Source organism: Nannocystis sp., assembly GCF_016714285.1.
Taxonomy (GTDB): domain Bacteria; phylum Myxococcota_A; class Polyangia; order Nannocystales; family Nannocystaceae; genus Nannocystis.
This window is the reverse complement of sequence record NZ_JADJNN010000003.1, coordinates 348,848-373,396: the sequence shown is the minus strand read 5'-3', so window position 1 is coordinate 373,396 and position 24,549 is coordinate 348,848. Positions and strand designations below refer to the sequence as shown.

Annotated in this window: 21 protein-coding genes and 1 tRNA gene; 17 read left to right on the top strand and 5 right to left on the bottom strand. The window is 72.8% G+C overall.

The window, feature by feature from the left end; genetic code table 11:
• Positions 1-100: 100 nt before the first annotated feature.
• The gene (locus IPJ59_RS09175) at positions 101-2,506 is read left to right on the top strand and encodes a M20/M25/M40 family metallo-hydrolase (RefSeq protein ID WP_293270872.1); all 2,406 of its coding nucleotides are present in this window, start codon (positions 101-103) and stop codon (positions 2,504-2,506) included.
• Between the two features lie 143 nt (positions 2,507-2,649).
• Here the strand turns inward: IPJ59_RS09175 and IPJ59_RS09170 are convergent, their stop codons facing one another.
• Positions 2,650-3,585, bottom strand: a complete 936-nt coding sequence (locus IPJ59_RS09170) for a S1 family peptidase (protein WP_293270870.1) — start codon at positions 3,583-3,585, stop codon at positions 2,650-2,652.
• Positions 3,586-3,666: 81 nt separating this feature from the next.
• Between IPJ59_RS09170 and IPJ59_RS09165 the strand changes: the two genes are divergently transcribed.
• The 5 genes from IPJ59_RS09165 to IPJ59_RS09145 all read left to right on the top strand — a co-directional run bounded on the left by IPJ59_RS09165 (position 3,667) and on the right by IPJ59_RS09145 (position 9,293).
• The gene (locus tag IPJ59_RS09165) at positions 3,667-4,500 is read left to right on the top strand and encodes a class I SAM-dependent methyltransferase (protein WP_293270868.1); all 834 of its coding nucleotides are present in this window, start codon (positions 3,667-3,669) and stop codon (positions 4,498-4,500) included.
• 4 nt (positions 4,501-4,504) lie between these two features.
• On the top strand, positions 4,505-5,575 hold the full coding sequence (locus IPJ59_RS09160; protein ID WP_293270866.1) for a threonine aldolase family protein: 1,071 nt from the start codon (positions 4,505-4,507) through the stop codon (positions 5,573-5,575).
• 96 nt (positions 5,576-5,671) lie between these two features.
• The gene (locus IPJ59_RS09155; protein WP_293270864.1) at positions 5,672-7,078 is read left to right on the top strand and encodes a Vgb family protein; all 1,407 of its coding nucleotides are present in this window, start codon (positions 5,672-5,674) and stop codon (positions 7,076-7,078) included.
• Between the two features lie 249 nt (positions 7,079-7,327).
• The gene (locus IPJ59_RS09150) at positions 7,328-8,338 is read left to right on the top strand and encodes a HEAT repeat domain-containing protein (protein ID WP_293270863.1); all 1,011 of its coding nucleotides are present in this window, start codon (positions 7,328-7,330) and stop codon (positions 8,336-8,338) included.
• A 100-nt stretch (positions 8,339-8,438) separates the two neighbouring features.
• A complete protein-coding gene (locus IPJ59_RS09145; protein WP_293259648.1) occupies positions 8,439-9,293 on the top strand; it encodes a 3'-5' exonuclease in 855 nt (284 codons plus the stop codon).
• Between the two features lie 73 nt (positions 9,294-9,366).
• Here the strand turns inward: IPJ59_RS09145 and epsC are convergent, their stop codons facing one another.
• Complete coding sequence (gene epsC / locus IPJ59_RS09140) at positions 9,367-10,257, bottom strand: serine O-acetyltransferase EpsC (protein ID WP_293270861.1); 891 nt, start codon at positions 10,255-10,257, stop codon at positions 9,367-9,369.
• Positions 10,258-10,368: 111 nt separating this feature from the next.
• Here epsC and IPJ59_RS09135 point away from each other — a divergent pair, with 111 nt between their 5' ends.
• On the top strand, positions 10,369-10,608 hold the full coding sequence (locus tag IPJ59_RS09135; RefSeq protein WP_293270859.1) for a hypothetical protein: 240 nt from the start codon (positions 10,369-10,371) through the stop codon (positions 10,606-10,608).
• A 760-nt stretch (positions 10,609-11,368) separates the two neighbouring features.
• Here IPJ59_RS09135 and IPJ59_RS09130 read toward each other — a convergent pair.
• On the bottom strand, positions 11,369-11,602 hold the full coding sequence (locus tag IPJ59_RS09130) for a helix-turn-helix domain-containing protein (RefSeq protein ID WP_293259639.1): 234 nt from the start codon (positions 11,600-11,602) through the stop codon (positions 11,369-11,371).
• A gap of 388 nt (positions 11,603-11,990) precedes the next feature.
• Here IPJ59_RS09130 and IPJ59_RS09125 point away from each other — a divergent pair, with 388 nt between their 5' ends.
• The 4 genes from IPJ59_RS09125 to IPJ59_RS09110 all read left to right on the top strand — a co-directional run bounded on the left by IPJ59_RS09125 (position 11,991) and on the right by IPJ59_RS09110 (position 14,690).
• A complete protein-coding gene (locus IPJ59_RS09125; protein ID WP_293270857.1) occupies positions 11,991-13,304 on the top strand; it encodes a DUF4388 domain-containing protein in 1,314 nt (437 codons plus the stop codon).
• A 17-nt stretch (positions 13,305-13,321) separates the two neighbouring features.
• Positions 13,322-13,750, top strand: a complete 429-nt coding sequence (locus IPJ59_RS09120; RefSeq protein ID WP_293270856.1) for a hypothetical protein — start codon at positions 13,322-13,324, stop codon at positions 13,748-13,750.
• Positions 13,747-14,457, top strand: a complete 711-nt coding sequence (locus IPJ59_RS09115) for a roadblock/LC7 domain-containing protein (protein ID WP_293259633.1) — start codon at positions 13,747-13,749, stop codon at positions 14,455-14,457. Before IPJ59_RS09120 ends, IPJ59_RS09115 begins: the two co-directional genes overlap by 4 nt.
• A 160-nt stretch (positions 14,458-14,617) precedes the next feature.
• Positions 14,618-14,690 (top strand) — tRNA-Phe (locus tag IPJ59_RS09110).
• Between the two features lie 51 nt (positions 14,691-14,741).
• Here the strand turns inward: IPJ59_RS09110 and IPJ59_RS09105 are convergent.
• On the bottom strand, positions 14,742-16,337 hold the full coding sequence (locus tag IPJ59_RS09105) for a HEAT repeat domain-containing protein (RefSeq protein ID WP_293259630.1): 1,596 nt from the start codon (positions 16,335-16,337) through the stop codon (positions 14,742-14,744).
• Positions 16,338-16,420: 83 nt separating this feature from the next.
• On the bottom strand, positions 16,421-17,233 hold the full coding sequence (locus IPJ59_RS09100) for a hypothetical protein (protein WP_293259627.1): 813 nt from the start codon (positions 17,231-17,233) through the stop codon (positions 16,421-16,423).
• A gap of 143 nt (positions 17,234-17,376) precedes the next feature.
• On the opposite strand from IPJ59_RS09100, the gene IPJ59_RS09095 reads away from it, so the two are divergent.
• The 6 genes from IPJ59_RS09095 (at position 17,377) to IPJ59_RS09070 (ending at position 24,511) form a co-directional block, all read left to right on the top strand.
• On the top strand, positions 17,377-17,793 hold the full coding sequence (locus IPJ59_RS09095; RefSeq protein ID WP_293259624.1) for a sporulation protein: 417 nt from the start codon (positions 17,377-17,379) through the stop codon (positions 17,791-17,793).
• The gene (locus IPJ59_RS09090) at positions 17,793-18,263 is read left to right on the top strand and encodes a PaaI family thioesterase (protein ID WP_293259620.1); all 471 of its coding nucleotides are present in this window, start codon (positions 17,793-17,795) and stop codon (positions 18,261-18,263) included. The genes IPJ59_RS09095 and IPJ59_RS09090 overlap by 1 nt, the downstream gene beginning before the upstream one ends.
• Entirely contained in the window at positions 18,260-21,916 is a 3,657-nt protein-coding gene (locus tag IPJ59_RS09085) for a sacsin N-terminal ATP-binding-like domain-containing protein (RefSeq protein ID WP_293270854.1), read from the top strand. Before IPJ59_RS09090 ends, IPJ59_RS09085 begins: the two co-directional genes overlap by 4 nt.
• 40 nt (positions 21,917-21,956) lie before the next feature.
• Positions 21,957-23,591: a hypothetical protein gene (locus tag IPJ59_RS09080; RefSeq protein ID WP_293270852.1), complete on the top strand. Its 1,635-nt coding sequence runs from the start codon at positions 21,957-21,959 to the stop codon at positions 23,589-23,591.
• Between the two features lie 66 nt (positions 23,592-23,657).
• Positions 23,658-23,927, top strand: coding sequence for a hypothetical protein (locus tag IPJ59_RS09075; protein ID WP_293270851.1), 270 nt, complete (start codon positions 23,658-23,660; stop codon positions 23,925-23,927).
• The gene (locus IPJ59_RS09070) at positions 23,924-24,511 is read left to right on the top strand and encodes a TrmH family RNA methyltransferase (protein ID WP_293270849.1); all 588 of its coding nucleotides are present in this window, start codon (positions 23,924-23,926) and stop codon (positions 24,509-24,511) included. The genes IPJ59_RS09075 and IPJ59_RS09070 overlap by 4 nt, the downstream gene beginning before the upstream one ends.
• Positions 24,512-24,549 lie beyond the last annotated feature (38 nt).

Genomic DNA, 24,549 nt, shown 5'->3' with positions numbered 1-24,549 from the left:
ACCTGGCACACCGCACCTGTCCCCGAGGACAGCCACCTCCCGCCGCACCGCGCCCCACCGCACCGCCATCTGGGCGCGCGGATGTGTTAGCGTCCCGCGCATGGCCTCCCCGCGTGGCCCCGCCTCACTGCTCATCGCCCTCGCGCTGCTCGCCGTCAGCCTCATGTTCGTGCGGGCCCGCCTCGAGCCCCCGCCCGCGCTCCCCGTCGACGCCCCGCAGGACCGCTTCTCCGCCGGCCGCGCCCGCGATCTCCTCGCCGACCTGATCGGCGACGACCACCCCCACCCCGTCGGCTCGCCCGCCGCCGACCGCGTCCGCAGCAAACTCCTCGCCGACTTCGCAGCCCTCGGCATCCCCGCGGAGATCCACCACGGCTTCGCCTGCAGCGCCCGCGGGGCCAGCTGCGGCCGCGTCGGCAACGTCGTCGCCCGCCTCCCCGGCCGCGAACCCGGCCCCGCGGTCCTGGTCTCGGCCCACCACGACTCCGTCCCCGCGGGCCCCGGCGCCGGCGACGACGGAGCCGGCGTCGCCGCAGTGCTCGAGCTGGCCCGCGCCCTGTCCCTCGGGCCAGCTCCCCGCAACCCCGTCGTCTTCCTGCTCGTCGACGGCGAGGAGGCCGGCCTGCTCGGCGCCCAGGCCTTCGTCGACACACACCCCCTCGCCGCGCAGATCGGCGTCGCCGTCAACCTCGACGCCGGCGGCACCCGTGGCGTCACCTCCGTCACCCGCACCAGCCCCGGCAACGCCCGCGTCATCGACGCCTTCGCCGCCGTGGTCCCCCGCCCCTACGGCGCCTCCGTCATCGGCGCCGTCTACGGCCTCACCCCCTACGACACCGACTTCAGCGTCTACAAAAAAGCCGAGCTCCCCAGCATCGACCTCGGCTTCGGCGAGGACAAGGCCCACTACCACACCCCCCTCGACCGCCTCGACAACCTCGACCCCGCCAGCCTCCAACACCTCGGCGACACCGCCCTCGCCCTGGTCCGCCGCCTCGCCGACGACGACCTCAGCACCCCACACCCCGGCGACCGCGTATTCCTCGACGCCCTCGGCGTCACCATGCTCGCCTGGCCCGCGCTCCTCACCCCCCTCCTCGCCCTCCTCGCCCTCGCCCTCCTGTCCCTCGCAACATGGCGCCTACGACATGTCCCGAAGGACAGCACAAACACCGCGAGCCCTACCACCGGCCCGCGCCCGAACTCGGCCCGCTCCGTTACGCACGCCGACCCCTCGCTCCCCATCCCGACCACCGCTCCACGGCCCACCGCCCGCCGCTGGCTCACCGCGACCACCGCCCCGCGCTGGCTCGCCGCCCTCGCCTTCCCGCTCCTCCTCGCCGTGCCCACCCTCCTCGCCAGCGCCCTCGCCTGGCTGCTCGCCACCCTCACCGCCGCCGAGGTCCCCGGCCACGCCGACCCCCGCCCGACCCGCCTCGCCATCTGGGCCGCCACCCTCGCCGCCAGCGGCCTGGTCGCCACCTTCCTGCTCCGCCGCCTCGGCCCCACCCGCCTGAACCTCGCGATCTGGTGGAGCCTGGCGATCGTCGCCACCGCCCTCGCCCTCGCCGCCCCCGCGGCCGCCGTCGGCGTGCTCCCTCCCGTCTTGCTCACCGCCGCCCTGCTCGCCTGGTCCTCGCGCCATGTCTCGAAGGACATGCCCCATTGGCCAGACGCCCCCGCGCTCCTGCTCGCCCTGATCGTCCCCGCCCTGATGTGGCTGCAGGCCGGCGTCCGCGTCGAGGCGATCTTCGGCCTCGGCCCGATCGCCGTCGGCGTCCTCGCCCTCCTCTTCGCCCTGCTCGCCCCGCTGTGGCCGACCCGCCCGCGCGTCCTGCTCGTCGCCCTCGCCCTCGCCTCCCTCACCGGCGCCGTCCTCACCCTCGCCACCCCCGCCTTCAGCGAGGCCCGCCCGCGCCGCCTCAGCCTCGCCTTCCATCAGGACCCCGAGGGCGCCCGCTGGCTCCTCGACGGCGAGCTCCCGCTCCCGCCCACGCTCCGCGCCGCCGCCGACTTCAGCTCCACCCCCGCCTTCCCCTGGACCCCGAGCGACGAGCCCAGCTGGATCGCCCCCGCCCCAGCGATCTCCACCCCCACACCCGAGCTCACCCTCGAAACAAACACCCCGACGATCACCGGCCCCTGGGGCCGCTACCTCCGCCTGCGCCTGCGTTCACCCCGCGGGGCCCGCAGCGCCGCCCTGGTCATCCCCGACACCGCCGACCTGCGCTGGCTCGCGATCGCCGGCCACACCGTCCCGCCGTACCCCGAGCACCGCAAGGCCTGGTACGAGGGCGTGCGCCACCACCCGATCGTCGCCCTCCCGCCCGAGGGCGTGCTCATCGAGCTCGTCCTCCGCGACCCCGATCCCGTCACCTTCACGATCCTCGACGCCAGCGAGGGCCTCCCGCCCGCCGCCGACCCGCTCCTGCGCGCCCGCCCGGCCTGGGCCATCCCCAGCCACGCCGGCGACCGCACCCTCCTGAGCCGCAGCGTCGCCTATTGATCTGTCCCAAGGGACACCTCATCAGCTCAGCCCAGGCAATCGCCATGCGGACCACACCTGTCCCGAAGGACAGCTCATCGGCCTCCACCACGGCAGTCGGGCTCAACGTGGCGCCAGGCTGACCTGTCCAGAAGGACAGATTCTCAGCTCCGCCGCCGTCGCCACAACAACCCAAGCGCCAGCAACCAAGACCCACCGCCCCGCGCCCCACCCTCGCGACACCCGCAGCCCCCGTCCTCGCTCACCGTATCGAGACAGTCCCCGTCCTTGCACCCCTCTGGCAGCAGATCGACCCCCGTCTCCTCGCGCAACCACGTCAGCGCGAAGTACGGCACGCCGTAGTACCCGTACCCCGAACCGCAGGGCCTTACCCCGCGCGAGGTCACCCCGACCTGCCGCCAGCTGCCGTCCTCGACCTGCACGAACGCTGGCCCGCCCGAGTCCCCGCCGCAGGTGTCCTTCCCCGGGCTGCCGGCGATCACCTCCTCCCCGTGCGCGGTGAACTTGTCGATGATCGTCACCACGCTGCGCTTGTAGCCCCGCTCGTCCTCTCGCAGCGGCGCCGCGCCCTTCACCTCGTCGTCGCGCACCGCCCCGAAGCCGACGAGCGTGATCGGCTGCTGGCGCACCATCGCAAAGTCCCAGTCCGCCTGGCTCGTCAGCGGCGGGATGAACTTCACCCCGGCCACGTCCTGGGCGATCTCCACGAACGCGAAGTCCATCGCCTCCGGCTCGCACTCGTCGACGCACGCGTCCGGGTGGAGGCCGAAGCGCTTGCCCGTGGCCCGCTGGTGGCTCGTCATCTGGGTGCCGAAGTACACCTCGATCTTGCTCGCGTCGGCATTGGGCGGGATGCAGTGCGCCGCCGTCAGCACGATCCGCGGCGCGACCAGGGTCCCGCTGCACAGGTGACCGAAGGTCTTGTCGTCCGGGTCCGGGGTCAGCACCGCGACCACGCTGGCCCACTCGAAGCCCTCCGCCGCCTCGCCGCCGACGATCGGCACCGGCTGCGTCGGCACGCCCGTGCTCAGCGGCAGCGCCACCGTCATCGTCGCCACGAGCACACCCAGCCCCGACATCGCCGACCACCCTAGCAAGCCCCTCTCCCCCTCACAAGCTCACCGCCCGCGCCCCTGCCTGTGTTAGCGTCCGCTCGCCGCATGGCTCGCCGCAGCGCCACCCAGGTCCGCCACGAGACCCTCGCCGAGCCACCCTCACTCGCCGAACAGGCCGACCGCCACGCGCTCTATCAACAGGCGGTCAACGCCCCCGTCGCCCACATCGACTTCATCCGCAAGGTCTATCGCGGCATGCGCAAGCGAGAGCCGCGCGTGCTCAAGGAGGACTTCTGTGGCACCGCCCTCATGGCCGCCACCTGGGCCCAGCGCTCGCCGCACAACCGCGCGATCGGGGTCGACCTCGACGCCGAGGCGCTGGCCTGGGGGCAGCGTCACAACCTCGAGCTCCGCGGCCCCGCCCTCGCCCGCCGCGTCGCGCTCGTCCACGGAGATGTCCTCGAGGACAGGCCCCACCGCGCCGACATCGTCTGCGCCCTCAACTTCAGCTACAACCTCCTGCTCGCGCGCCACCAGCTGCTCGCCTACCTCCGCGGCGCCCGCCGCAGCCTGCTGCCCGGCGGCCTGTTCCTGCTCGACTGCATCGGCGGCACCGAGGCCGTGATCGACTTCTCGGAGGAGCGCGGCTGCCAGGACTTCACGTACATCTGGTCGCAGCAGGACTTCAACCCGCTCGACCACAGCGCCCGCTGCTCGATCAGCTTCGCCTTCCCGGACGGCTCGCGCATCGAGCCGGCCTTCGCCTACCGCTGGCGCCTGTGGACCATGCCCGAGCTGCGCGACTGCCTCGCCGAGGCCGGCTTCACCGGCGTGCGCATCTTCTGGGAGTACAGCGACGAGGCCGGCGAGGCCCGCCACGTCGAGATCGACCGCGAACAGAACCAGGAGATCTGGCTGGCCTACGTGGTCGCGTGGTGATCGCATGAACCTTCGCAGCGACAACAACGCGGGCCTCATCCCCGAGGCCCGCGCCGGCCTGCTCGCCGCCGCCGAGGGCGACGCCATCGGCTACGGCGACGACCCCTTCACCGCCCGCGCCGTCGCGGCCCTCCGCGCCCTCTTCGGCGCCGCCACCGAGGTCTTCTTCGTCGCCACCGGCACCGCGGCCAACACCCTCGCCATCGCCGCGCTCAGCGAGCCCTGGCAGCGCGTCCTCTGCCACCGCGAGAGCCACTGGTACGAGGACGAGTCGACCGCCCCCGAGCGCATCACCCTGTGCCGCTCGACGCCGATCTCCCCGCGCCACGACCCCACCCGCATCGCCCCCGACGACCTCGAGCCCGTGCTCGCCCGCCCCGGCGGCGTCCACCACCCGACCCCGGGCGTCCTCACCCTCACCAACACCACCGAGTTCGGCACCCTCTACAGCCCCGCCCAGCTCGCCGCCCTCGCCAGCCTCGCCCACGCCCACGACTACCGCGTCCACATCGACGGCGCCCGCTTCGCCAACGCCGTCGCCCACCTCGTCGCCACCAGCGAGCTCGACCCCGCCGCCGCCTGTCGCGCCCTCAGCGTCGACGCCGGCATCGACGCCCTCTCGCTCGGCGGCACCAAGGCCGGCCTCGCCTACGGCGAGGCGATCCTCCTGTTCCCGCAGGTCTCCGCCGCCGCCGCCCGCGCGGCCGAGCGCCTGCCCTTCCTGCGCAAGTCGACCGGCCACCTGCTCAGCAAACACCGCTTCGTCACCGGCCCCTTCGCCCACGCCCTCGCGGACCACGCCTGGCTGCGCCACGCCGTCCACGCCAACGCCATGGCGCAGCGGCTCGCCGCCGGCCTGGCTTCCCGAGGCCTGCCCCCCAGCTTCCCGCGCGAGGCCAACGCCGTGTTCGCCGAGCTCCCGCCCGCCCTCGACGCCCACCTGCGCGCCCGCGGCCACAGCTACTACCCCTTCAACACCCCCCTGGGCCCCCGCGCGCGCCTGATGTGCAGCTTCGCAACCACCCCCGCCGAGCTCGACGCCTTCCTCGCCGACTGCGACCTGACGCAGGCCTGACGCACGCCTGACGCAACCGAGGCCAGCCGACCACATCATCAGATCCACGCCCCCGGCATTCTTGCAACCCCGCGCGAACGGGTGTGCACTGCGAGCATGTCCTGCACGCGCCTCGCCGCCGTCCTCCCCCTCCTCGCCCTCACCGCCTGCGGCGACGACAGCAGCAGCCACTCGACCGGCGATGCCACGAGCGCCGGCCCGACCGCTGGATCGATCAGCGCCAGCGCCAGCGCCACCGACAACCTCCCGACCACCGACCCGACCCAGAGCGGCAGCGATGGCCTGTCCTCGGGGACAGGTGCCGTCTCCGACGGCGTCACCAGCAGCCCGACCAGCGCGGCCGACACCGGCGGCCCCAAGTTCGACCTCGGCGTCCAGCCCGACGCCGGCACGCCCGGCTGCGGCGACTCGGGCGGCGAGCCCGACACGATGTTTAGCTACATCTGGATCGCCAACAGCGGCCAGGGCACCGTCAGCAAGATCAACACGAAGACCGGCATCGAGGAGGGCCGCTACTACGTCGAGGGCGCCAGCCCCTCGCGCACCTCGGTCAACCTCCAGGGCGACGTCGCCGTCTCGGCCCGCGACCCCGGCGGCGTCACCAAGATCGCCGCCGTCAAGGAGCACTGCGTCGACACCAACGGCGACGGCATGATCACCACCTCCACCGGTCCCAACGATGTGCTGCCCAAGGGCACCGACGAGTGCGTCCTGTGGTTCAAGCCGATCCCCTCCCCGAGCTACACCTACGGCCCGCGCGCGACCGCGTGGGAGGGCGTCAAGGCCGACCCCGACACCTGCATCGTCCCGACCCCGCGCCTGTGGTTCGGGTGGATGGATGCCAACTTCACCGCCCACTTCATGCGCGTCGACGGGGCCACCGGCGCCACCCTCGACGAGGTCACCTACCCCTGGCAAAACGGCGACGGCTTCGCCCCCTACGGCGGTGCTGTCAACGCCGCCGGCGACTTCTTCGCCACCGGACTCAACCAGGGCCCGGCCGTGAAGATCGACGCCAAGACCCTGCAGATCACCGACTACGGCATCCCCGGCGGCTGCAAGTACGGCATGACCCTCGACGCCGACGGCAACATCTGGAACGGCGGCTGCATCGGCGGCAACATGTACGTCTACGACATGCAGATGGGCCAGTGGTTCGACATCGGCAACGCCGCCGGTTCGCGCGTCAACGGCGTGATGGCCGACCGCGACGGCAACATCTGGGGCGCCGGCAGCGACCCCTGCCGCCTGGTCCACGTCGACGCCAAGACCCGCACATACATCAACCCGAGCATCCCGCTGCCCGGCTGCGGCAGCCCCTGGGGCGTCAGCATCGACGTCGACGGCTACGTCTGGGTCGTCGACATGAGCGCCAACCTGGCCTTCAAGGTCGACCCGGAGACCTACCAGGTCCAGCTCACCGTCGGCGGCCTGATCAACCCCTACACCTACTCCGACATGACCGGCGCCGGCCTCAACCTGCAGGTCAACCCGCCGAGCTGAAGCCTCCTCACACCGCGAGACAGCGCCGCAGCGCCGTGTACCGGGGCCCGCGACCGCGAGCCACCGCGCGAAGACGCCGCCTCGCGAGGTCCCCGCGCACCGCGTGCAGCATCGCCGCTGCTGCCCACGCGTGCTCCAAACGCGCCCGCCGGAGCGCGCGCCACAATGTGCACAAGTGAGCTCATGCGCGGCGCGACGCGGCCGCGCGTTGCATTGCTCGCGCCGCTTCTGCGAACCTGTCCGCCCGCGATGCATCGACCGTGTGCGCTGCTCCTGCCGCTGCTGCTCGCGTCGCTCGCCTGCGACTTGCGCGAGGCGCCCGTGCCTCCGCCGCAACCTCGCACCCTGACCCCGCCACCGTCGCGAACCAGCGGCCCGCGTCGCCACGTCGCCCTGCTCGACGACCCGAACGACCCCCCCACCGCGAAGCCCCCCGCGCCCCGCGGCCCCAAGCTCGCCTGGAGCGCCCGCACGGCGATCGCCATCGCCGATCTGCAATTCCGCGACCCCGCGCTCTACAAAAAGCTCGCCGCCCTCCAGCCCAACCACCGCGTCGGCGACGAGCTCTCCTTCAGCCAGCCCGAGCTCGCCGACCCCCGCGCCGCGCCCGTCCTGCTCCAGCGACTCCTCAACGGCAACGACCCCGTCGCCGTCCGCCTCGCCCTCGTCGACGCCCTCCCCAACACCGGCGGCGACTGGCAAGAAGGGGCCGCCGCCCTCGTCGCCGTCGACGCCTCACCCCGCGTACGCAAGAAGCTCGTCGAGGTGCTCCGCTACGTCCCGCCGCCGCACAACCTCAGCGGCCTCCGCCTAGCCCTCCACGACGAGGACCTCAGCGTCCGCGTCGCCGCGGCCCGCACCGCCGGCTTCACCCGCGACGGCACCGCCCTGTTCACCGAGCTGGTCTCCGCGACCTTCGACGAGGACTGGGACATGCGAGCCGCCGCCGTCCAGGCCCTCGGTCAGCTCACCGGACCGCGCGGCACCCCGCAGCAGAACCCGGCCCGCGACCGACTCGTGCGCATGCTGACCGACGAGCGGGCCGAGGTGCGCTTGCAGGTGTTGCTGGCGCTCGAGCGCATCGACCCGGCGGGCCTGCGGCGCTTGCCAGATCTGGAGCGGCTCGCGCGCGACCGCCGGAGCCCGCAGGTCGCCGAGGTGGCCAGGCGCCTGCTGCGGGAGCGGCCAGCCGAGCCCGGAGCGGCGCTCCCGGGCGGCGCGGCGACCACGGGCGGCGGCAACGTGGTCGCAAACCCGTGAGCGCCCCTCGCCGCACCTGCTCCGAACCAGATCACGTCCAGGCGTACCGTCGGCGGGCCAGGCCGGGTATAACCCACGCGCCTTTATGTCGAGCCCACGCATGCCCCTCCCGTCCGTCGAGGAACTCGGCCCACGCTTCGCGGAATTCGTGGCCGGGCTCAAGCGTCCGCTGATCTTCTTCGACACCGAGACCACGGGCACCGACCCGGCCAACGACCGCGTCGTCGAGATCTCGATGATCAAGATCTCGCCCAGCGAGGGCCTCGGCGCCCCGCGCACCTGGCGGATCAACCCCGGCGTCCGCATCCCCCTCGAGGCCAGCGAGATCCACGGCATCTACAACAAGGATGTCGCCCACGAGCCCCACTTCGCCCAGGCCGCCGACGAGCTGCTCGCCTTCCTCGCCGGCTGCGACATCGCCGGCTTCAACATCGGCCGCTTCGACATCCGCGTCCTGCAGACCGAGTTCATGCGCTGCGGCAAACTGTTCGACCTGAGCGGCGTCCGCATCATCGACGCCCAGGTCATCTACCACCAGAAGGAGCCGCGCAGCCTCACCGCCGCGATGCGCTTCTATCGCGACAAGGAATTCAACAACGCCCACGGCGCCGAGGCCGACACCGTCGCCACGGTCGAGGTCTTCGCCGGTCAGCTCGCCCGCTACGGCGAGCTCTCGCTCGCGGTCGACGCCCTGCACGACGTCTCGAACGCCGTGAACAACGGCTTCGTCGACCTCAGCCGCCGCTTCTCGTGGCGAGACAACGAGCCGGTGTTCAACTTCGGCAAGCTCAAGGGCAAGTCGCTACGCTGGGCCGCGAGCGAGCCGACCGAGCGCACCTACATGCGGTGGATCCTCGACGGCAACTTCGAGGAGGACACCAAGCTGATCATCCGCGAGGCGCTCTCAGGCAAGATCCGCCAGCGCGTCCGCGGCCAGCCGCGCGACGAGGGCTGAGCCCTCAGCGAGGCGCTCTCGGGCAAGATCCGCCAGCGCGTCCGCGGCCAGCCGCGCGACGAGGGCTGAGCCCTCAGCGCTCCCCGAGGTTGAAGAAGCGCAGCGACGGCGTGTCGAGCACCACCGTGGTCCCGGCCGGCACGCTGCGCGTGAGCCACACGTTCCCGCCGATCGTCGAGCCGCGCCCGATCACCGTGTCCCCGCCGAGGATCGTCGCGCCAGCGTAGACCGTCACGTCATCCTCGATCGTCGGGTGACGCTGACCGCTCTGGTGCTCGCGCGACTTCACCGAGTGCGCGCCGAGGGTGACGCCCTGGTACAGCTTGACGCGGTGGCCGATCTTGCAGGTCTCGCCGATCACCACGCCGGTGCCGTGGTCGATGAAGAAGCTCGCGCCGATCGTCGCGCCCGGGTGAATGTCGATGCCCGTCCGGCTGTGAACCAGCTCCGACATCATCCGCGGCAGCAGCGGCACGCGGCGGCGATACAGGTGATTGGCGACCCGGTGCACCGCGATCGCGGCCACCCCCGGGTAGCTCATGATGATCTCCGCGTCGCTGCACGCCGCCGGGTCGCCGGCGAGCGCCGCCTGCACGTCCGACGCGACCTGCTCGCGGATCTGCGGGATCGCCTGCAGCAGCTCGAGCGCGTGCTCGTGGGCGCTGGGACCGCTGTCGCCCGCCCCGTCGCAGTGGACCGCGAGCGCCCGGCCCGTCACCTGCTCCATCCGCCGGAGGATGCGCGCGCAGCGGGCCCCCACGAAGTAACGCGAGGTCAGCTCGTCGAGCTGCTCGCCGTTGAAGTAGCCCGGAAAGACCACCGAGATGAGGTCGTCGAGCAGCTCCGACACCTCGCTGCGCGCCGGCAAGTTGCTGCCGTCGAGGTGATTGATGTTCCCGTGCTCGCGGTACGAGTCGAGGATGCCCTCGACCACCAACGCCAGCCGTCGCTCGTGCTCGTTCACCGGCCAACCATAGAACATCGTCCGCGCGATCCACCATCCGGCCGACGGCCCGGATCGGCCGGGATCGGGGTTTTTTGGCCGCCTGGCACGCTCGCGATAAGCTGACCACGCGTGACCGCTTCCATCCCCCTCCACCTGGTGGTCCAGCAGCTGCTCCTCGGGCGCACGGAGGGCCTCTCCGCACCGCAGCTGGCCGCCTTCGTGGGCGGATGGACGAGCCTGCTCGACCTGCTGCGCCGCCCCGAGCTGTGTCTGCCTGCCGCGTCCACCGAGGTCCACGAGGCGCTGACCGAGCTGGTGGCAGCGATCGAGCGCGCACAGGCGACCGTGCTCGACGACGACGACACCTGAGCCGCCTACGGGAGAGATCCCCACACAGGTCCTCCAGGCTCCCTCATCGCCAGGTTCAGCACCGCGCGCCGCTGTTGAGCCTGATTCAATCCCCACGCGACGCCTGGAATGCCCACGGCCCCCTCTCAGTCTTTGATTATAAGAAATTTAAGTAATACAAATTACTCAAATTTTGTATGATCAAATACATACATAACAGATCCCGCGCAGCGCGCTGGCGCCCACACCACGCAGACCGAGGCAACTCAATGCGCGTGGGCGCTCAAGCTTGCAAACTGTCAAAACTCCATCGAACGACCCCGAGCCGATCTGCGGACTGCGCGCAGTGGCCGATGAGCCGCGTCTGAAACCACACAAACATCGTTCACCTTCGCTGCGCGCTTGCGCGCCACGTGCGAAAGTACGAGATCTCCGGTGAGATCTCCACACCGCCACGAAGCTGGCGTCCGAGGCCCCCTGACGATCATTGCGCGCATGCGCCCATCACGACATCCGGCGACCCGAGCGGCCTCGACCTGGCGTGCCGCGGAGCGCTACCGATCTCGCCAGCTCCTCCGCCTGTGCGCCCGAAAATGCGCCGGCTCGCACCCCCCGGCCAAAACCGAGCCGGGATGTGCAAGCCGACGCTCAAGATTGCCCGCCAGAGCCGAAAAGACGGGCTCGGACGCGTGGCGATCAACCAAAACAGCAGCGCGCGCCAGGGTGAGGTTGCCCTGTCGCGCGCTGTTGCGGTGAGACAGCCCCCAAAGGGGCCTGGAGCTCACTCTGCGGTGACCGACGCGGACGCGCTGGTGTTGGCCGTGGCCGAGTCACCGGCCGAGGCGCTCGAGCGCGGCCACTCGATGCGATGCTTGATGATGCGACGCTTGAGGGCGTGGCGGGTGATGCCGAGGAGTTGAGCGGCTTCAACGATGCTCCCCGCGGTGGCAAGGGCTTCCACGCAGAGCAGTCGTTCAGCAGCGTTGAGGTTCCAATCTTCGAGGACGAGGCGCATGGCGGCAGGATAGGAGAAAACCGCGAGACATGGAAGGACGAAACTGTAATGGCCCTTGGCAAAAATACTGGATTGTAAAGCCAGAGAAGATTAGTTAGTTTTGAATGAATAAATAGTTTTAGAGGAAAACCGCCCGGCCTGATGCGCGGCCCTGCGCACTCTGCGTATGACCAACCACTGGATTTTCCCTACATACAGTCTATGATTCGCCGCATCGTTACCCTTGGCCTAAACAAACAAAACTAACCAAGCCATGGCCGCCACGGTGCTCTGCAACATGGTGGATGGGCCAAACCAGCTTGGGGACAACTTGTGTGGGCCCGAGGCATCACTCCTAGGTTGTTAACCGGCCCGTCGCAGCGATGCGCGGGGTAAGATCGGAAGCCGCGTGTCGCAGAACCCGAAGTCCAACCCGCCCACCGTGATTCACACCCTCGTGGTGGTGGGCGATCAACTGCTGCAGGCGGCGATCGAGCAGCGGTTGCAACAGGCCGGGCACGCCTCGGCGTCCGCGCCGACTGTACGCGACGCGATCGATCTGATGCGCCGCGAGCCCTTCGACGTTGTGCTCTGCGAGCTGCACCCGGCCGGCAGCGACGGCAACGAGCTGCTGCAGTACATGACCAGCTACTACCCGTCGACGCCGGTGGTGGTCATCTGCGAGGCGCTGAGCCCGGAGTTCCGCGGCCAGTACGAAGGCGGCGGCTCGGTGCGCATCGTCGAGAAGCCGATCGACCTGCGCAAGCTGGTCGGCATCATCCAGGAGTGCGGCCCGCACAAGGGCTTCTTCGGCAACCAGATCGAGGTCGAGTTCTTCGACTACGTGCAGATGGTCGCCGTCTCGGCGCGTGACAAGCAGCTGGTCGTGACCACCCGCGCTGGCACCGGCTACATCTGGTTCGAGCACGGCGACATCGTCCACGCGCAGTACGGCGATTTTCGTGGCGAGCAGGCGTTCTACAAGATCCTCGCGGTCGGCCGCGGGACCTACCGCGAGGTCCTGTTCCGGCCGCCCCCCCAGCGCACCATCGTGCGGCCGAGCATGCACCTGTTGATGGAGGCCGCCCGCCAGGCCGACGAGGGCATCCTCGGCACCACGGCCGAGGCGGTCGAGGCCCCCGAGGAGAAGAAGTCGAAGAAGCCGGCGCCCGAGCCGACACCCGAGCCGAGCGAGTCGCTGTCCATGATGGACGACCTGTCCGAGCCGCCGACCGTGCGAGTCGCCGAGCCCAAGCCGGAGCCGCCGCGGACGCGGGCACCGATGCCGAAGCCCGACCGCCCGAGCACGCCGGCCAAGCCGCCACCGGCCACCATCGCCCCGACCCCGAGTCCCTCCGCGCGCCGACCTGACTATTCCCGGCCCGACAGGCCCGACCGGCCCGACGCCAGGCCCGGCGACATCGACATGGCCGGTGTCGCCGACTCGGCGATCGCCCGCTTCGACGAGCTCACGATGCCCGACGACGACGACGAGGTCGAGGCCAACCGCGAGCGCAACGGCGGCGGGGGACCGACACCAGCGACGGCGTCCCAGTGCTGCGGCGCCGGGTCCAGACCCTCGAGCGCGTCGTCGGCCGGCCGACCCCGGTGTCGATGCCGGCGATCGGCGGGCGCCCGACCCCGGTGTCGATGCCCGCCGTCGGCCGGGGCACCGGCTCGATGCCAGTCGGCCCGAACCCTATCACCAACCCGGGACGCGTGACCCCGGCCTCCACACCCGTGGCGCGCCCCTCCGGCGGCCCCGCCTCGCGCCCGCCGCAGAAGGCCGACGCCAAGCCCATCAAGAAGGCCGCGACCGTCGACCTGCTCGACGACCCCGAGACGCGCGACCTGATGCTCGGCCAGTTCTGGCAATTCGAGGGCGTCAACGGCGTGGCGATCATCTCGAGCACCGGCAAGGTGATCGCCGAGGACATGCGCAACAACAGCACCGTCGTGACCCTGGCCGGCTTCTACATGCGCGGCGCGGCCCGGATCGCCCGCACCCTCGGCTACAACGTCTTCGACGGGGTGATCGCCCGCGCCGCCAACGGCCAGCAGATGATCATGGTAGGCATGGGGGCGACCTCGGCGGTCCTCTCCGTCGCACCGGGCCACGACCCCGAGGTCATCCGCGACGCGATCATGGGAGTCGAGAGTCACCGATGAGCTCCGAGCCGAACCGTCCGCTTGTCTCGCTGCTGGAAGAACTCGACCGCCTGCCCGGCGTGCGCGGCTCGCTGGTCGCCACCGTCGACGGCGCCTACCAGGCCAACGAGCGCGGCGCCTTCGACGTCGCCACCGCCACCGACATCGCCAAGACCGTGCGGCGCATGGTCGTCGCCTCGGCGACCGTCGGCTCGGCGATCGAGGAGCTGCTGATCACCTTCGGCAGCGCGCGCATGATGATCGTCCCGGTCCGCGAGGAGGCCACCCTCACGATCATGCTCGAACGCGACTCGGCGACCCCGCTGGTCCGCGCCGCCCTGCAGTCCCGGCTCGGCGGTCTGCGCCAGTCACTCGGCTCCAACGGGGGCGCCGGCGAGAGCAGCGTGTCCAACGCCGTCGTCACCGAGCCCGAGGACGAGGTTGAGCGCCTGATGACCGGCGACCTCGGCCCCGTGCTGCGCGACGTCCAGGCCGTGTTCACCACCTACGTCGTCCGCGCCGGTCGCGACAACGAGGACGCCAACGGCCTCATGCGCGAGCAGATGCGCGAGTGGCTGCTGTGCTGCAACCCCTCGCCCTACACCTTCCCGCTGCTGATCGACGGCCTCTCGCAGGTGCTGAGCGACCGTCAGGGCGAGCGCACCACCTTCATGAACGACGTCCAGGCGGCGATGCGCAACTCGAAGCTGTGGGCCGGCAAGCGCTGAGGCAGCGGGTCCTCCGGGACATGTCCTCCGGGCCAGATTGCCTGCCCTTCCCGAGCGAGTGAGGAAGATCTCCAGCCCAGCTCGGGCGCACCACGCCCGCCAAGCCCGACCCGGGCCCCCTTGACGTCCCCGCGGGAATCTCGTACCACTTCGTCCCCTCGCCCAGGTAGCTCAGTCGGTAGAGCAGTGGACTGAAAATCCGCGTGTCGGCGGTTCGATTCCGTCCCTGGGCACACAAGAAGAAGAGGAAGAGGCCAGCAGCTCCCGAGCTCCTGGCCTCTTTTTTACGCCCGCACCCAGACCTCGAGCTGACCCATGAAGCCGCCCATGTCGAGCGGCTCGGCGCGGCGACACACCAGGCCGGCGCCGCGGGCCGCGGCCTGGGTGACCCGCGGCAGCGGGGAGATCCACACCAGGCGACCGCCGGGCTGCAGCAGCGCGCCGGCGCTGGCCAGGAAGCCCGTGAGCAGCGGGCCCACGTCGCCGCGCTGGACCCGGCGACCCATCGGCGGGTTGCAGACGATGAGCGTCACGCCCGGCGGCCGGAACTCGCTCGCGTCGGCCACGTGCAGCTCGAAGCGCTCGAGCCCGGCCGAGCGCAGGTTGGCGGCCGCGGTGTCCAGCGCCTTCGCGTCGAGGTCGCTGCCGACGAGGCGAGCGTAGGGCCCGAGCAGGCCGCGCTCGACCAGCTCGAGGCCGGAGCCGGTGAAGGGGTCCCAGACCACGTCGTCCGCACGCACGCCGCCGAGGCGGGCGATTGCCGCGGCGATCGTCGGGTGCGAGGCGGCCGGGACCTCGCCGACGCGGTAGGCGAAGCGATCGTCGTGCCAGCGCGGGCGCAGCTCGACCTGCAGCGCGCCGTCGGCGTCGTCGACCACCACCTCCCACGGGCTCGCCGTCGGGTCGTTGACCAGCTCGGGCTGCGTCCGGGCCACCGCCTCGGCGACCCGCCACACCACCGAGCGCCGGTGCCCGCCGCGGGCCCACGCGAGCCGGTAGCGGACCTGTCCCTTCGACCATGTTCTAAAGATCTCCTGCGCCTCCGCCCCGGTGAGCGCCGCGCAGAGGCCGGCCACCAACGCGTCGGGCCCCGGCCGCAGGGGCACCCGCGCCAGGCGAAACCCCAGCGTCAGCAGCGTGCGCGCCTGACCGAGCCGACGCAGCGGCCCCGCGCTGCGCAGCGCGACCCGCCCGGGCCCGGCGACCGCGGGGCCGTCGGCCGCGTCGAGGCTCGCGCACAGGATGTCCTCGAGGCCAGGTCGACACGTGGCTAACATCGGCCGCGGCGCCGCGGCGACCGCGTCGTCGTCGATGTCGGCCAAGGTCTCATCGCGACCGAGGCTGCGGCGCAGCATCAGCTGAGCCCGCGCGCGCAGCCGCTGCAACTCCGGGTCGGGGTGGTCGAGCGCGTCGAGCCAGGCCAGCGCCGCGACGTCGCCGCACTTGCCGAGCGCCTCGACCAGCGAGCGCAGGTGCGGCACGCTGGCCTCGACGCGGGCGTGGTCCGCCAACGCCGCGCTCGCGACCGGGTCCGCGAGCTTGCCGAGCGCGACGATCGCGTTGCGGCGGGCCTTCGGATCTGCGTCGGCCAGGCCGGCGATCAACGCGGCCCGCAGCGACTCATCGCCGGGCGCCAGCCGGCCGATCGCGCGGACGATACGAGCCCGCAGCGGCGCCACCGACTCGCCGAGGCGCCGCAACAACGCCGGCCCCGCGGGCCCCCCGGCGCGCAGCAGGGCCCGCTCGGCGTGCCCGGCGATCGCCTCGTCTGCGTCCGCGAGCAGGTCGATCACTCCGCCGAGGTCATGCCGCCCGGGCGTGAAACCAGGGTCCGCGACCGCGACCGCGAGCAGGGCAGACCCGGCGCTGGGGATCGACACGCGGCGAACCATGGAGGAGTCCGGCCGCCCTGGCAACCGCACACCCGACCAAGCGCAACCACACGCGCAGGCAGCGCGAGGCCTCAGCGCTTGCCGTTGGTGCCCTGCTCCATCAGCACCGGGATCACGTTGGTCCCGCGGCTGACCTGGAACGAGCTCATGCCGGTGCGATACCCGGGCGCGTTGAAGCGGAGCAGCAGGGTCTGGTCGTCGGCCTTCAGGGGGATCGCCGGGAAGCTCTCGATCGGGTGGGCCTTGGTGTCGGGGCAGGGCCCGCTGACGCACTGCACCGTGGTCCCGGCGGGGGCGCCCTGGAAGGTCACGACGGCGCTGTCGGGCGCGGTCGGGCGCGACGACTCGAGCGTGAAGGCGATCTGGTTGGTCCCCGGATACAGGGTGTAGTTGCCGATGAAGGGCTTGTGCCCCGCGGCGTGGAACTCGAACTGAATCGCCGTGCCGCCAGGCGCCGCGAGCACCGGAGGATAGGGGGCAGAGATCAGCTCGGCGGTCGCCACCGGGCACGGACCGCTGCGGCAGATCACGATCGTGTTGGCCGGCCCGGGCGCGAACACCAGAGTCGCGTTGCCGCTGGCCGCCGGCTGCGGTGGCGGCGTGACTGTGCCGCCCGTGCCGCCCGTATCACCGATCAGCGCCGGCTCACTCGTCGCCGGCGTCGTGACAGCCGCGTCCCCCGCGATCAGCTCGCAGCTGCAATGCGCCGCGTCGACCTCCTGGCAGCGCACGCCGGTGGCGACCCGCTGGACATAGGCGGCGCAGGAGTCGCTGCCGGGCCCGGCGGCGACCTGCGGCTCCGGGAGCTTGGTCGGCTCGGACCGGTTGCAACCCGCCATGAGGACTGCGCAAAGGCTCAGCGAGGCGAGGGTGAGGGCACGCATGACAGCCCGCCTTCTAACACCGGTCGGAGGCGTTCGCCAGGAAGCGGCGCGGCTCGCTTGCGATCGGCGGCCGATCGGCCGCCGATCGGCCGCCGCGACCAGGTCCAGGCTATAGTCGGCCCGCGACAGGAGGAGGAACAGCCGTGGAGATCCTCGACAGACTCAAGAGCATGGTCGGTGTGGGCGCCCCAACGATCGCCCTCGCAGAGCTACCCGGCCCGGTGCGCAGCGGAGAGCTGCTGCGCGGCACCGTGATCCTGCACGGCGGCGACTACGACGCGCCGATCAAGGACGTCCAGGTCCGGCTCGACGAGGAGCGCCTCGTCTACCCCACCCCCGGTCGCCCCGATCGCCAGTTCTGGCGCCGCCTCGCCGAGGTCGTGATCAACCTCGACGGCCGGGTCCTGCACAGGCACGAGCGCCTCGAGCTGAGCTTCGAGCTGGTCGTGCCCGCCGACCTGAGCCCGACCGACACCGCGATCGGCTATGAGCTGTTCGCCGAGACCGAGGTCCCGGGCCTGAACCCCAAGGCCGAGCTCGTGGTCGTCGTCGAGGCCTGATGCAGGGCGGCGACGACGAGCGCGCCGCGATGCGGGCGATGCACCTGCGCTTCGAGCAGGCCGTCCCGCACAACCGTGCGCTCGGCCTGCGCGTGATCAGCATGGAGGACGCGCGCGCGGCCTATTTGCTGCCCTACGCCCCGCACCTGGTCGGCAACCCCGAGACCGGCGTGCTGCACGGCGGGGCCATCAGCGCCGCGATGGACGCGGCCTGCGGCGCCGCCGTGTTCCAGGCCCTGCCGCGACCGATGATCATCGCCACCCTCGACCTGCGCATCGACTACCTCAAGCCCGCCACCCCCGGGCGCGACGTGACCATCCGCGGCCACTGCTACAAGGTCACCCGCAGCGTCGCCTTCGTCCGCGGCGTCGCCTTCCACGACGACGAGGCCGACCCGATCGCCAGCGGCGCCGGCTCCTTCATGCTCGGCACGAGCAGCCGCCTCCGGGCCGCGGAGGACGGCGCGTGAGCCTGCGGCTGATCGAGCTCATCACCGCGGCCAAGCAGGCCGGCGACATCTCGCGCCTGGTCAGCGCCGTCCCCTACGCCCGCTTCCTCGGCATCTCGGCCGTCCACGTCGACGGCGAGCTGCGCGGCTTCCTCCCCTTCAGCGAGCACCTGGTCGGCAACCCGATGCTCCCGGCGCTGCACGGCGGCGTGATCTCTGCGCTGCTCGAGTCGACGGCGATCTTCCAGCTGATGTGGGAGGCCGAGGCGATCGTGCTGCCGAAGACGATCACCCTCACCGTCGACTACCTGCGCTCCGGCCGGGCCCTCGACACCTTCGCCCGCGGGATCCTCACCCGCCAGGGCCGCCGCGTCGCCAACGTCCGCATCGAGGCCTGGCAGGACGACCGCAGCCGCCCGATCGCGGTCGCCAGCGCGCACTTCCTCGTCGACGCCACCGGCGAGCCGACGCCTGCCCTGAGGCCGCACCGGACCCGGCGAGCCGCTACACTGGCCCCGCGGTGCAGCGGCCAGGCCAGACCAGGGAACAGCGCGGTGGCTGACGCCGCCCCGGGCGACTTCCGGGCCCGCGCCCGCGCCGAGGCCGACCGCTACGGCCCGGACCCCTGGGTCTTCGTGCGCGAGCTGCTGCAGAACGCCCGCGACGCCGGCGCCCGCAACGTCGCCTTCACCGCCGAGACCGTCGACGGCCTGTGGCGCCTGCACTGCCGCGACGACGGCGAGGGCATGAGCTACGAGCACGCGCGCCGCTACCTGTTCGCGCTCTACGCCTCGAGCAAGGAGCAGCGCCGCGACCAGGTCGGCCGCTTCGGCGTCGGCTTCTGGTCGATCCTCCGCTTCGAGCCGCGGCGCATCGTCATCCGCTCCCGCCCGCGCCTGTCCGCCGGGACAGGTCCATCCGAACATGGCCCCGAGGACAGCCCGTGGGAGCTCGAGCTCAGCGGCGACCTCGAGTCCGCCGCCCGCCGCACACCCACCATGGAGCCCGGCACCGAGCTCCTGCTCGAGCGCCCCGCCGCCGACGCCGAGCTCGAGCGCCGCGTGTTCGAGGCCGCCTGGCAGAACGCCCGCTTCCTCGCCACCCGCGACCACCCCGAGCTCCCGCTGCGCATCACCGTCAACGGCCGCTCCGCCAACGCCCGCTTCGAGCTGCCCGCCCCGAGCTCGGCCTTCCGTCGCGGCTCGGTGCGCGGCGTGGTCGGCCTCGGCAGCGCGGCCCGGGTCGAGCTGTTCTCCCGCGGCCTGCGGGTCCGCGCCGCCGCCTCGCTGGCCGACTTCAGCGCCGGCGGCGGCCGCCACACCGGCCGCAGCCGCGTCCAGTTCGCCGAGCTCCCCGGTCGCCTCGCGCCGCAGGCCCTGCTCGAGAGCGACGCCCTCGAGCTGCTGCTGTCGCGCTCCGACGCCCGCGAGAACAAGGCCCTGCGCCGGCTGATCCGCCTGGCCGAACGCGAGCTCGGCCGCCTCATCTCCCGCCAGCTCGACGCTGTCCGCCCCTTCGCCTGGTGGCGCCGCCTGTGGCTGGCCCTGCGCCTGCGCCTGCGCGAGTCGCTGGCCCTCCGCACCGCCCTCGCCGCGGCCGCCGGCGCCATCGTGGCCCTCATCGTCGCCTGGAGCTTGTGGGGCGAGCACGTGTTCGCCCGCCTCCGCGCCGACCTCGCCTTCCTCACCGGCGACCCCGACGCGGCCCTCGCCGTCGGCTCCGCCGGCGACCTCTCGCCCCGCTACACCGACCTCGGCCGCCTCTACCGCGGCCCCCAGGTCGACGTGCTCAGCGGCAGCGGCGTCCCCGTCGAGCTCAGCTACACCCCGCCCGAGACAAGGCACTACTTCTCCGCCCTCACCCTCGAGCGCTTCGACCAGGCCGGTCAGGACGCCGCCGCCGACCCCTCCCGCCTCGGCCCCTACGCCGGCGCCGACGCGTCCACCTGCACGCTCGCCAACAACTGCCCCGCCGCCGACCCCTCCTGCACCACCCTCGCCAACAACTGCACCGCCGTCGCCCTCGTCGTCGAGTCGCCCGCCGGCGTGCTCCGCCTCCCCGTCCCGACCGGCCACCGCGTCGACAAGGCCTCCGTCCGCCTCACCCCGCGCCAGCAACCAGACTCCGCCCTCCAACCCGAGCTGCTCGCCACCCCCGCCGACGAGCCCGCCCTGCTGCTCCGCGAGCCGACCCGCGGCACCCTGCGCTACACCACCGTCCCCGCCGCCCCACCGACCTCCGCCGCCCCACCGACCAGCTCGGGCCTGCTCCCGCCCGAGCTCCGCCTCGGCGCCGAGGCCCAGCGCGGCCGCCCCGTCAGCCAGCGCGTGCAGGCGATGCTCGAGCTGACCCGCGACCTCGTCGTCTACAGCAACGCCCCCGACATCGCCGCCCAGCACCAGGCCCCCGAGCTGCGCGAGCTCCACTTCATCGAGCGCACCCTGCAGATCGGCGCCGGCGACTGCGACATGCAGAACGCCCTGCTCGTGGCCCTGCTCCAGGACGCCGGCGTCCCCGCCCGCATGGCGATCGGCTTCGTCGGCCAGGACGGCCGCACCAACTCGTGGCTGCACGCCTGGGCCGAGTACCGCGACGGCGACGGCCCCTGGCAGATCGCCGACGCCAGCGCCAGCGCCAGCCCGCTGGTCCTCCCCGGCCCGGGCTCTCGACCTGTCCCCGCGGACAGCAACCCTGTCCCCGCAGACAGCACCCCACAACCTGTCCCCGCGGACAGCGAACCTGTCCCCGCGGACAGCACCCCACAACCTGTCCCCGCGGACAGCGAACCTGTCCCCACGGACAGCACCCCTGAACCTGTCCCCGCGGACAGCACCCCGCTGCCGCCCGCGCTCGACCCCAACGCGCCGCCGCTGACCCACACCCAACCAGCCCCCCGCGCCCTCGCCTCCCCCGTGGCCCGCCTGTGGATCGGCCGCACCGCGCTGCTCGCGATGGCCGGCGCGCTGCTCGGCCTCCTCACGCTCGTCACCCGTCGGACCCGCCGCCAGCTCGCCCTCGACACCGGCCACGACCTCTCGCGCCTGCTCCAGGGCGCCCTCCAGCAGCCCGAGGCCTTCCGCAGCGTCCCCGCCGTGTTCCAGCGCCCGCTGGTCCCGACCGCCCGCGGCCGCGCCCTGTCCCTCGACGAGGCCCGCGCCCTCGCCAGCCAGGGCCACCTCTACCGCACCCGCGGCCACAGCGAGCTGGCCCGCCGCGCCGTCGCCGGCGGCGCACATGTCCTCGAGGACAGCAGCCCCGAGGCCCGCACCGTCGCCGACGCCCTCGGCGCGATCGACCTCGACCCCTGGGACCCGATCCTCGCCAACGCCGACGCCAGCGCGACCCCGCTGCTCACCGCCGTCAACGCCGCCCTCCGCGACGCCGATGAGCGCCTCCACGTGCTCGCCGTCGCCGGCGCCAGCGAGGAGGTCAAGAGCCTCGACCTCGCCCCCCTGCGCCTGCGCGGCACCCCCTGGCACCGCCGCCGCGTCGTCGCCGTCGCCCGCGACAACCCGTGGATCCGCGACGCCGCGGCGGCCATGCCGACCCGCCCCCGCGCCGCCGTCTTCAGCGCCCTCGACTACCTCTGCGAGCGCCTCGGCCTGGCCGCCGAACGCCGCGCGCAGATCCTCCACCACGCCGCCCGCGCGGCCATCCTCGAGGCCGCCCCGTGACCACCGAGCTCCTCCACCACGCCATCCGCGAGGCCGCCCCGTGACCACCGTCGACCTCCGCGAGCTCCTGCGCATCGACATCGAGGCCGAGCTGCGCAAGCTCACCGTCGCCCAGCTGCAAGGCCCGTGGCAGATGCCCGCCGAGCTGGTCCGCCGGGCCGTCCGCGCCGGCGCCAGCGAGATCGACGTCAAGCTCGGCCGCGGCAGCTGCAGCGTCCGCGACGACGGCCCCCCGCTCCCGGTCGAACAGCTGCGCGAGCTCGCCGCCATGCTCGACCCCAGCGTCCCCGCCGAGCGCCGCCACCACGCCCTGCTCGCCCTCGAGGCCGCCGGCGGCCTCGCCCTGCTCGCCCTCGCCGGCCTCGGCGCGACCCAGCTCGACCTCCGCGCCCACAGCGGCGGCAAGTGCCGACGCCTCACCTGGCGCGCCAACCAGGGCCCCCCGACCCTGTCCGAAGCGACAGACCCATCCGGCCCCCGCGGCACCGAGCTCCACCTGCGCGGCGCCGAGATCGACCCGACCCAGGCCCGCAGCTGGCTCCGCGACGTCGGCCGCTTCGTCCCCGGCGTGCTCCGCCTCGACGGCGAGGTCATCAACACCGGCCTGCGCAACTACCTCGCCTGCGAGCGCTTCGCCCTCGGCCCCCGCGGCGACCCCCCGCGCATCCACGGCCACGTCGCCGTCGCCGCCCAGGGCGAGCAAGCCCGCGTCTGGCTCCTGCACGGCGGCGTGGTCGCGACCCACCTCGGCCTCTCGGCCGTCCCCTGCTTCGACGCGATCGTCGAGCTCGGCGGCAGCACCCCGGTCCAGGCCACCGCCGCCGACCTGCGCGCCGCCCTGCAGCCCCACGTCACCGCCCTCGCCGACCTCGGCATCGGCCTGCTCATGCACATCGCCCGCCGCCTCCCCGAGCTCGCGGCCCCCGCGATCCAGGCCCGCATCCTCACCCTGCTCCTCCAGGCCCTGCGAACCCGTCGCCGCCTCAAGGAGCTCATGCAGGTGCCGATGCTGCCCTGCTGGACCCCGCACGACCCCGACGCCCGCCACGCCCTCCCCGCCCGCTGGCTCAGCCTCGCCGAGCTCACCAACAACCGCGAACCCGGCAGCAAGCTCGTCGGCGAGGCGCCCGTGATCCTCGCCCTCTACCCCGAACAAGACCCCGCCGACCACGCCCTCCCCGACTCCCCCGTCCTCCGCCTCGACGCCGCCGAACGCAGCGCCCTCACCGAACTCTTCGGCCTCCGCTTCCGCGCCCCACCGCCGCGCAGCGAGGGCGTCGGCCGCCTCCGCGCCCGCCTCCGCCGCGGCCTGCGTCGCGTCGGCCAGGCCCTCGCCGGCGCCCTCCGCCTCGGCCCCGGCGCCCCGCTCCCCGACGCCGCCCTCCGCCCCGACGAGCGCGCCCTCCTGGACAACCTCCGCGCCGTCCTCCCCGGCGGCCCGGAGTCGATCGTCCTCTGCGCCGGTGACGGCGGCCCGCAACAGCACGGCGGCCCGCGCGGCCAGCTCCGCGTCGGCCGCGACCACCCCGACCTCCTCGCCTGCCTCGCCGCCATGCGCCGCGGCCCCGCCTGGACCTACCCCGCCTGCCTCACCCTCCTCGCCGGCCACGCCATGCCCGCCAGCTCCGCCCGCGCCAGCTGGCTCCGCCACTGGCAAGACCCGGACCCCCCCTGACGCCGCGCAAGCACCGCGACCCACCGCGTTGACGTCGCGGCACCGCCTCGTCACCCTGCCCCGCCCGTGCCCGACCGCACCGTCATCGTCGACCCCGCCGACCCGCGCCTCGGCAGCTTCCGCGACCTGCTCACCCGCCGGCCCGACCCCGCCGTGTTCTTCGCCGAGAGCGAGGTCGCCGTGGCCCGCCTGCTCGCCAGCCCGCACTTCCACACCCACGCCGTCCTCGGCACCGCCCCCCACCTCGCCCGCCTCGCCGCGCGCACTGCCAGCTGCTGCAAGCCGACCACGCCCTGCTCCGCGCCGTCCTCGGCTTCGACCTCCACCGCGGCGTGATCGCCTGCGCCGCGCGCCCGCCCGCGCTCGCCCGCGACCTGTCCCTTGCGACCTGCCCGATCGGACCTGTCCTCGGCGCCAGCTCGCTCGACGCCCTGCTGGCCGCCCCGCGCTGGACCGTGCTGCTGGTCCAGGGCCTCGCCGACCCCGCCAACCTCGGTTCGGTGATCCGCAGCGCCCGCGCCTTCGCCGTCGACCTGGTCCTGCTCGACCGCCGCGGCGCCGACCCGCTCGAGCGCCGGGCGATCCGCGCCGCGATGGGCCACGGCTTCGCCCAGCCGATCGCCCAGAGCTCCGACCTCCTCGCCGCCCTGACCCAGCTCCGCAGCCTCGGCGGCTCCGTCTGGGCCGCCACCGCCTCGCCGCAGGCCCGCCCGCTGCACGCCGTCGCCCGCCCACCACGGCTGGTCCTCATGGTCGGCAACGAGGGCACAGGCCTCCCGCCCGAGCTGCTGGCCGCCGCCGACCTCGAGCTGACGATCCCGATCGCCCCCGAGGTCGACTCGCTCGGCGTCGCGGCGGCCACCGCCGTGCTGCTGCACGGATTGAAAGCGAGCCCCGCCGCCCGCGGGGATTGTCTATGATGGGCCCAGCGCCCCGCGTACCGCCGGACGCCCGCGTG

Excerpts from the sequence above, each read along its gene's own strand:
- IPJ59_RS09130 (WP_293259639.1), bottom strand. The coding sequence starts at position 11,602 with ATGCGCCTCGTCCTCGAAGATTGGAACCTCAACGCTGCTGAACGACTG.
- IPJ59_RS09145 (WP_293259648.1), top strand. The coding sequence starts at position 8,439 with ATGCCCCTCCCGTCCGTCGAGGAACTCGGCCCACGCTTCGCGGAATTC.
- IPJ59_RS09165 (WP_293270868.1), top strand. The coding sequence starts at position 3,667 with ATGGCTCGCCGCAGCGCCACCCAGGTCCGCCACGAGACCCTCGCCGAG.
- IPJ59_RS09175 (WP_293270872.1), top strand. The coding sequence starts at position 101 with ATGGCCTCCCCGCGTGGCCCCGCCTCACTGCTCATCGCCCTCGCGCTG.
- IPJ59_RS09155 (WP_293270864.1), top strand. The coding sequence starts at position 5,672 with ATGTCCTGCACGCGCCTCGCCGCCGTCCTCCCCCTCCTCGCCCTCACC.
- IPJ59_RS09100 (WP_293259627.1), bottom strand. The coding sequence starts at position 17,233 with ATGCGTGCCCTCACCCTCGCCTCGCTGAGCCTTTGCGCAGTCCTCATG.
- IPJ59_RS09150 (WP_293270863.1), top strand. The coding sequence starts at position 7,328 with ATGCATCGACCGTGTGCGCTGCTCCTGCCGCTGCTGCTCGCGTCGCTC.
- IPJ59_RS09090 (WP_293259620.1), top strand. The coding sequence starts at position 17,793 with ATGCAGGGCGGCGACGACGAGCGCGCCGCGATGCGGGCGATGCACCTG.
- IPJ59_RS09170 (WP_293270870.1), bottom strand. The coding sequence starts at position 3,585 with ATGTCGGGGCTGGGTGTGCTCGTGGCGACGATGACGGTGGCGCTGCCG.
- IPJ59_RS09160 (WP_293270866.1), top strand. The coding sequence starts at position 4,505 with ATGAACCTTCGCAGCGACAACAACGCGGGCCTCATCCCCGAGGCCCGC.
- IPJ59_RS09115 (WP_293259633.1), top strand. The coding sequence starts at position 13,747 with ATGAGCTCCGAGCCGAACCGTCCGCTTGTCTCGCTGCTGGAAGAACTC.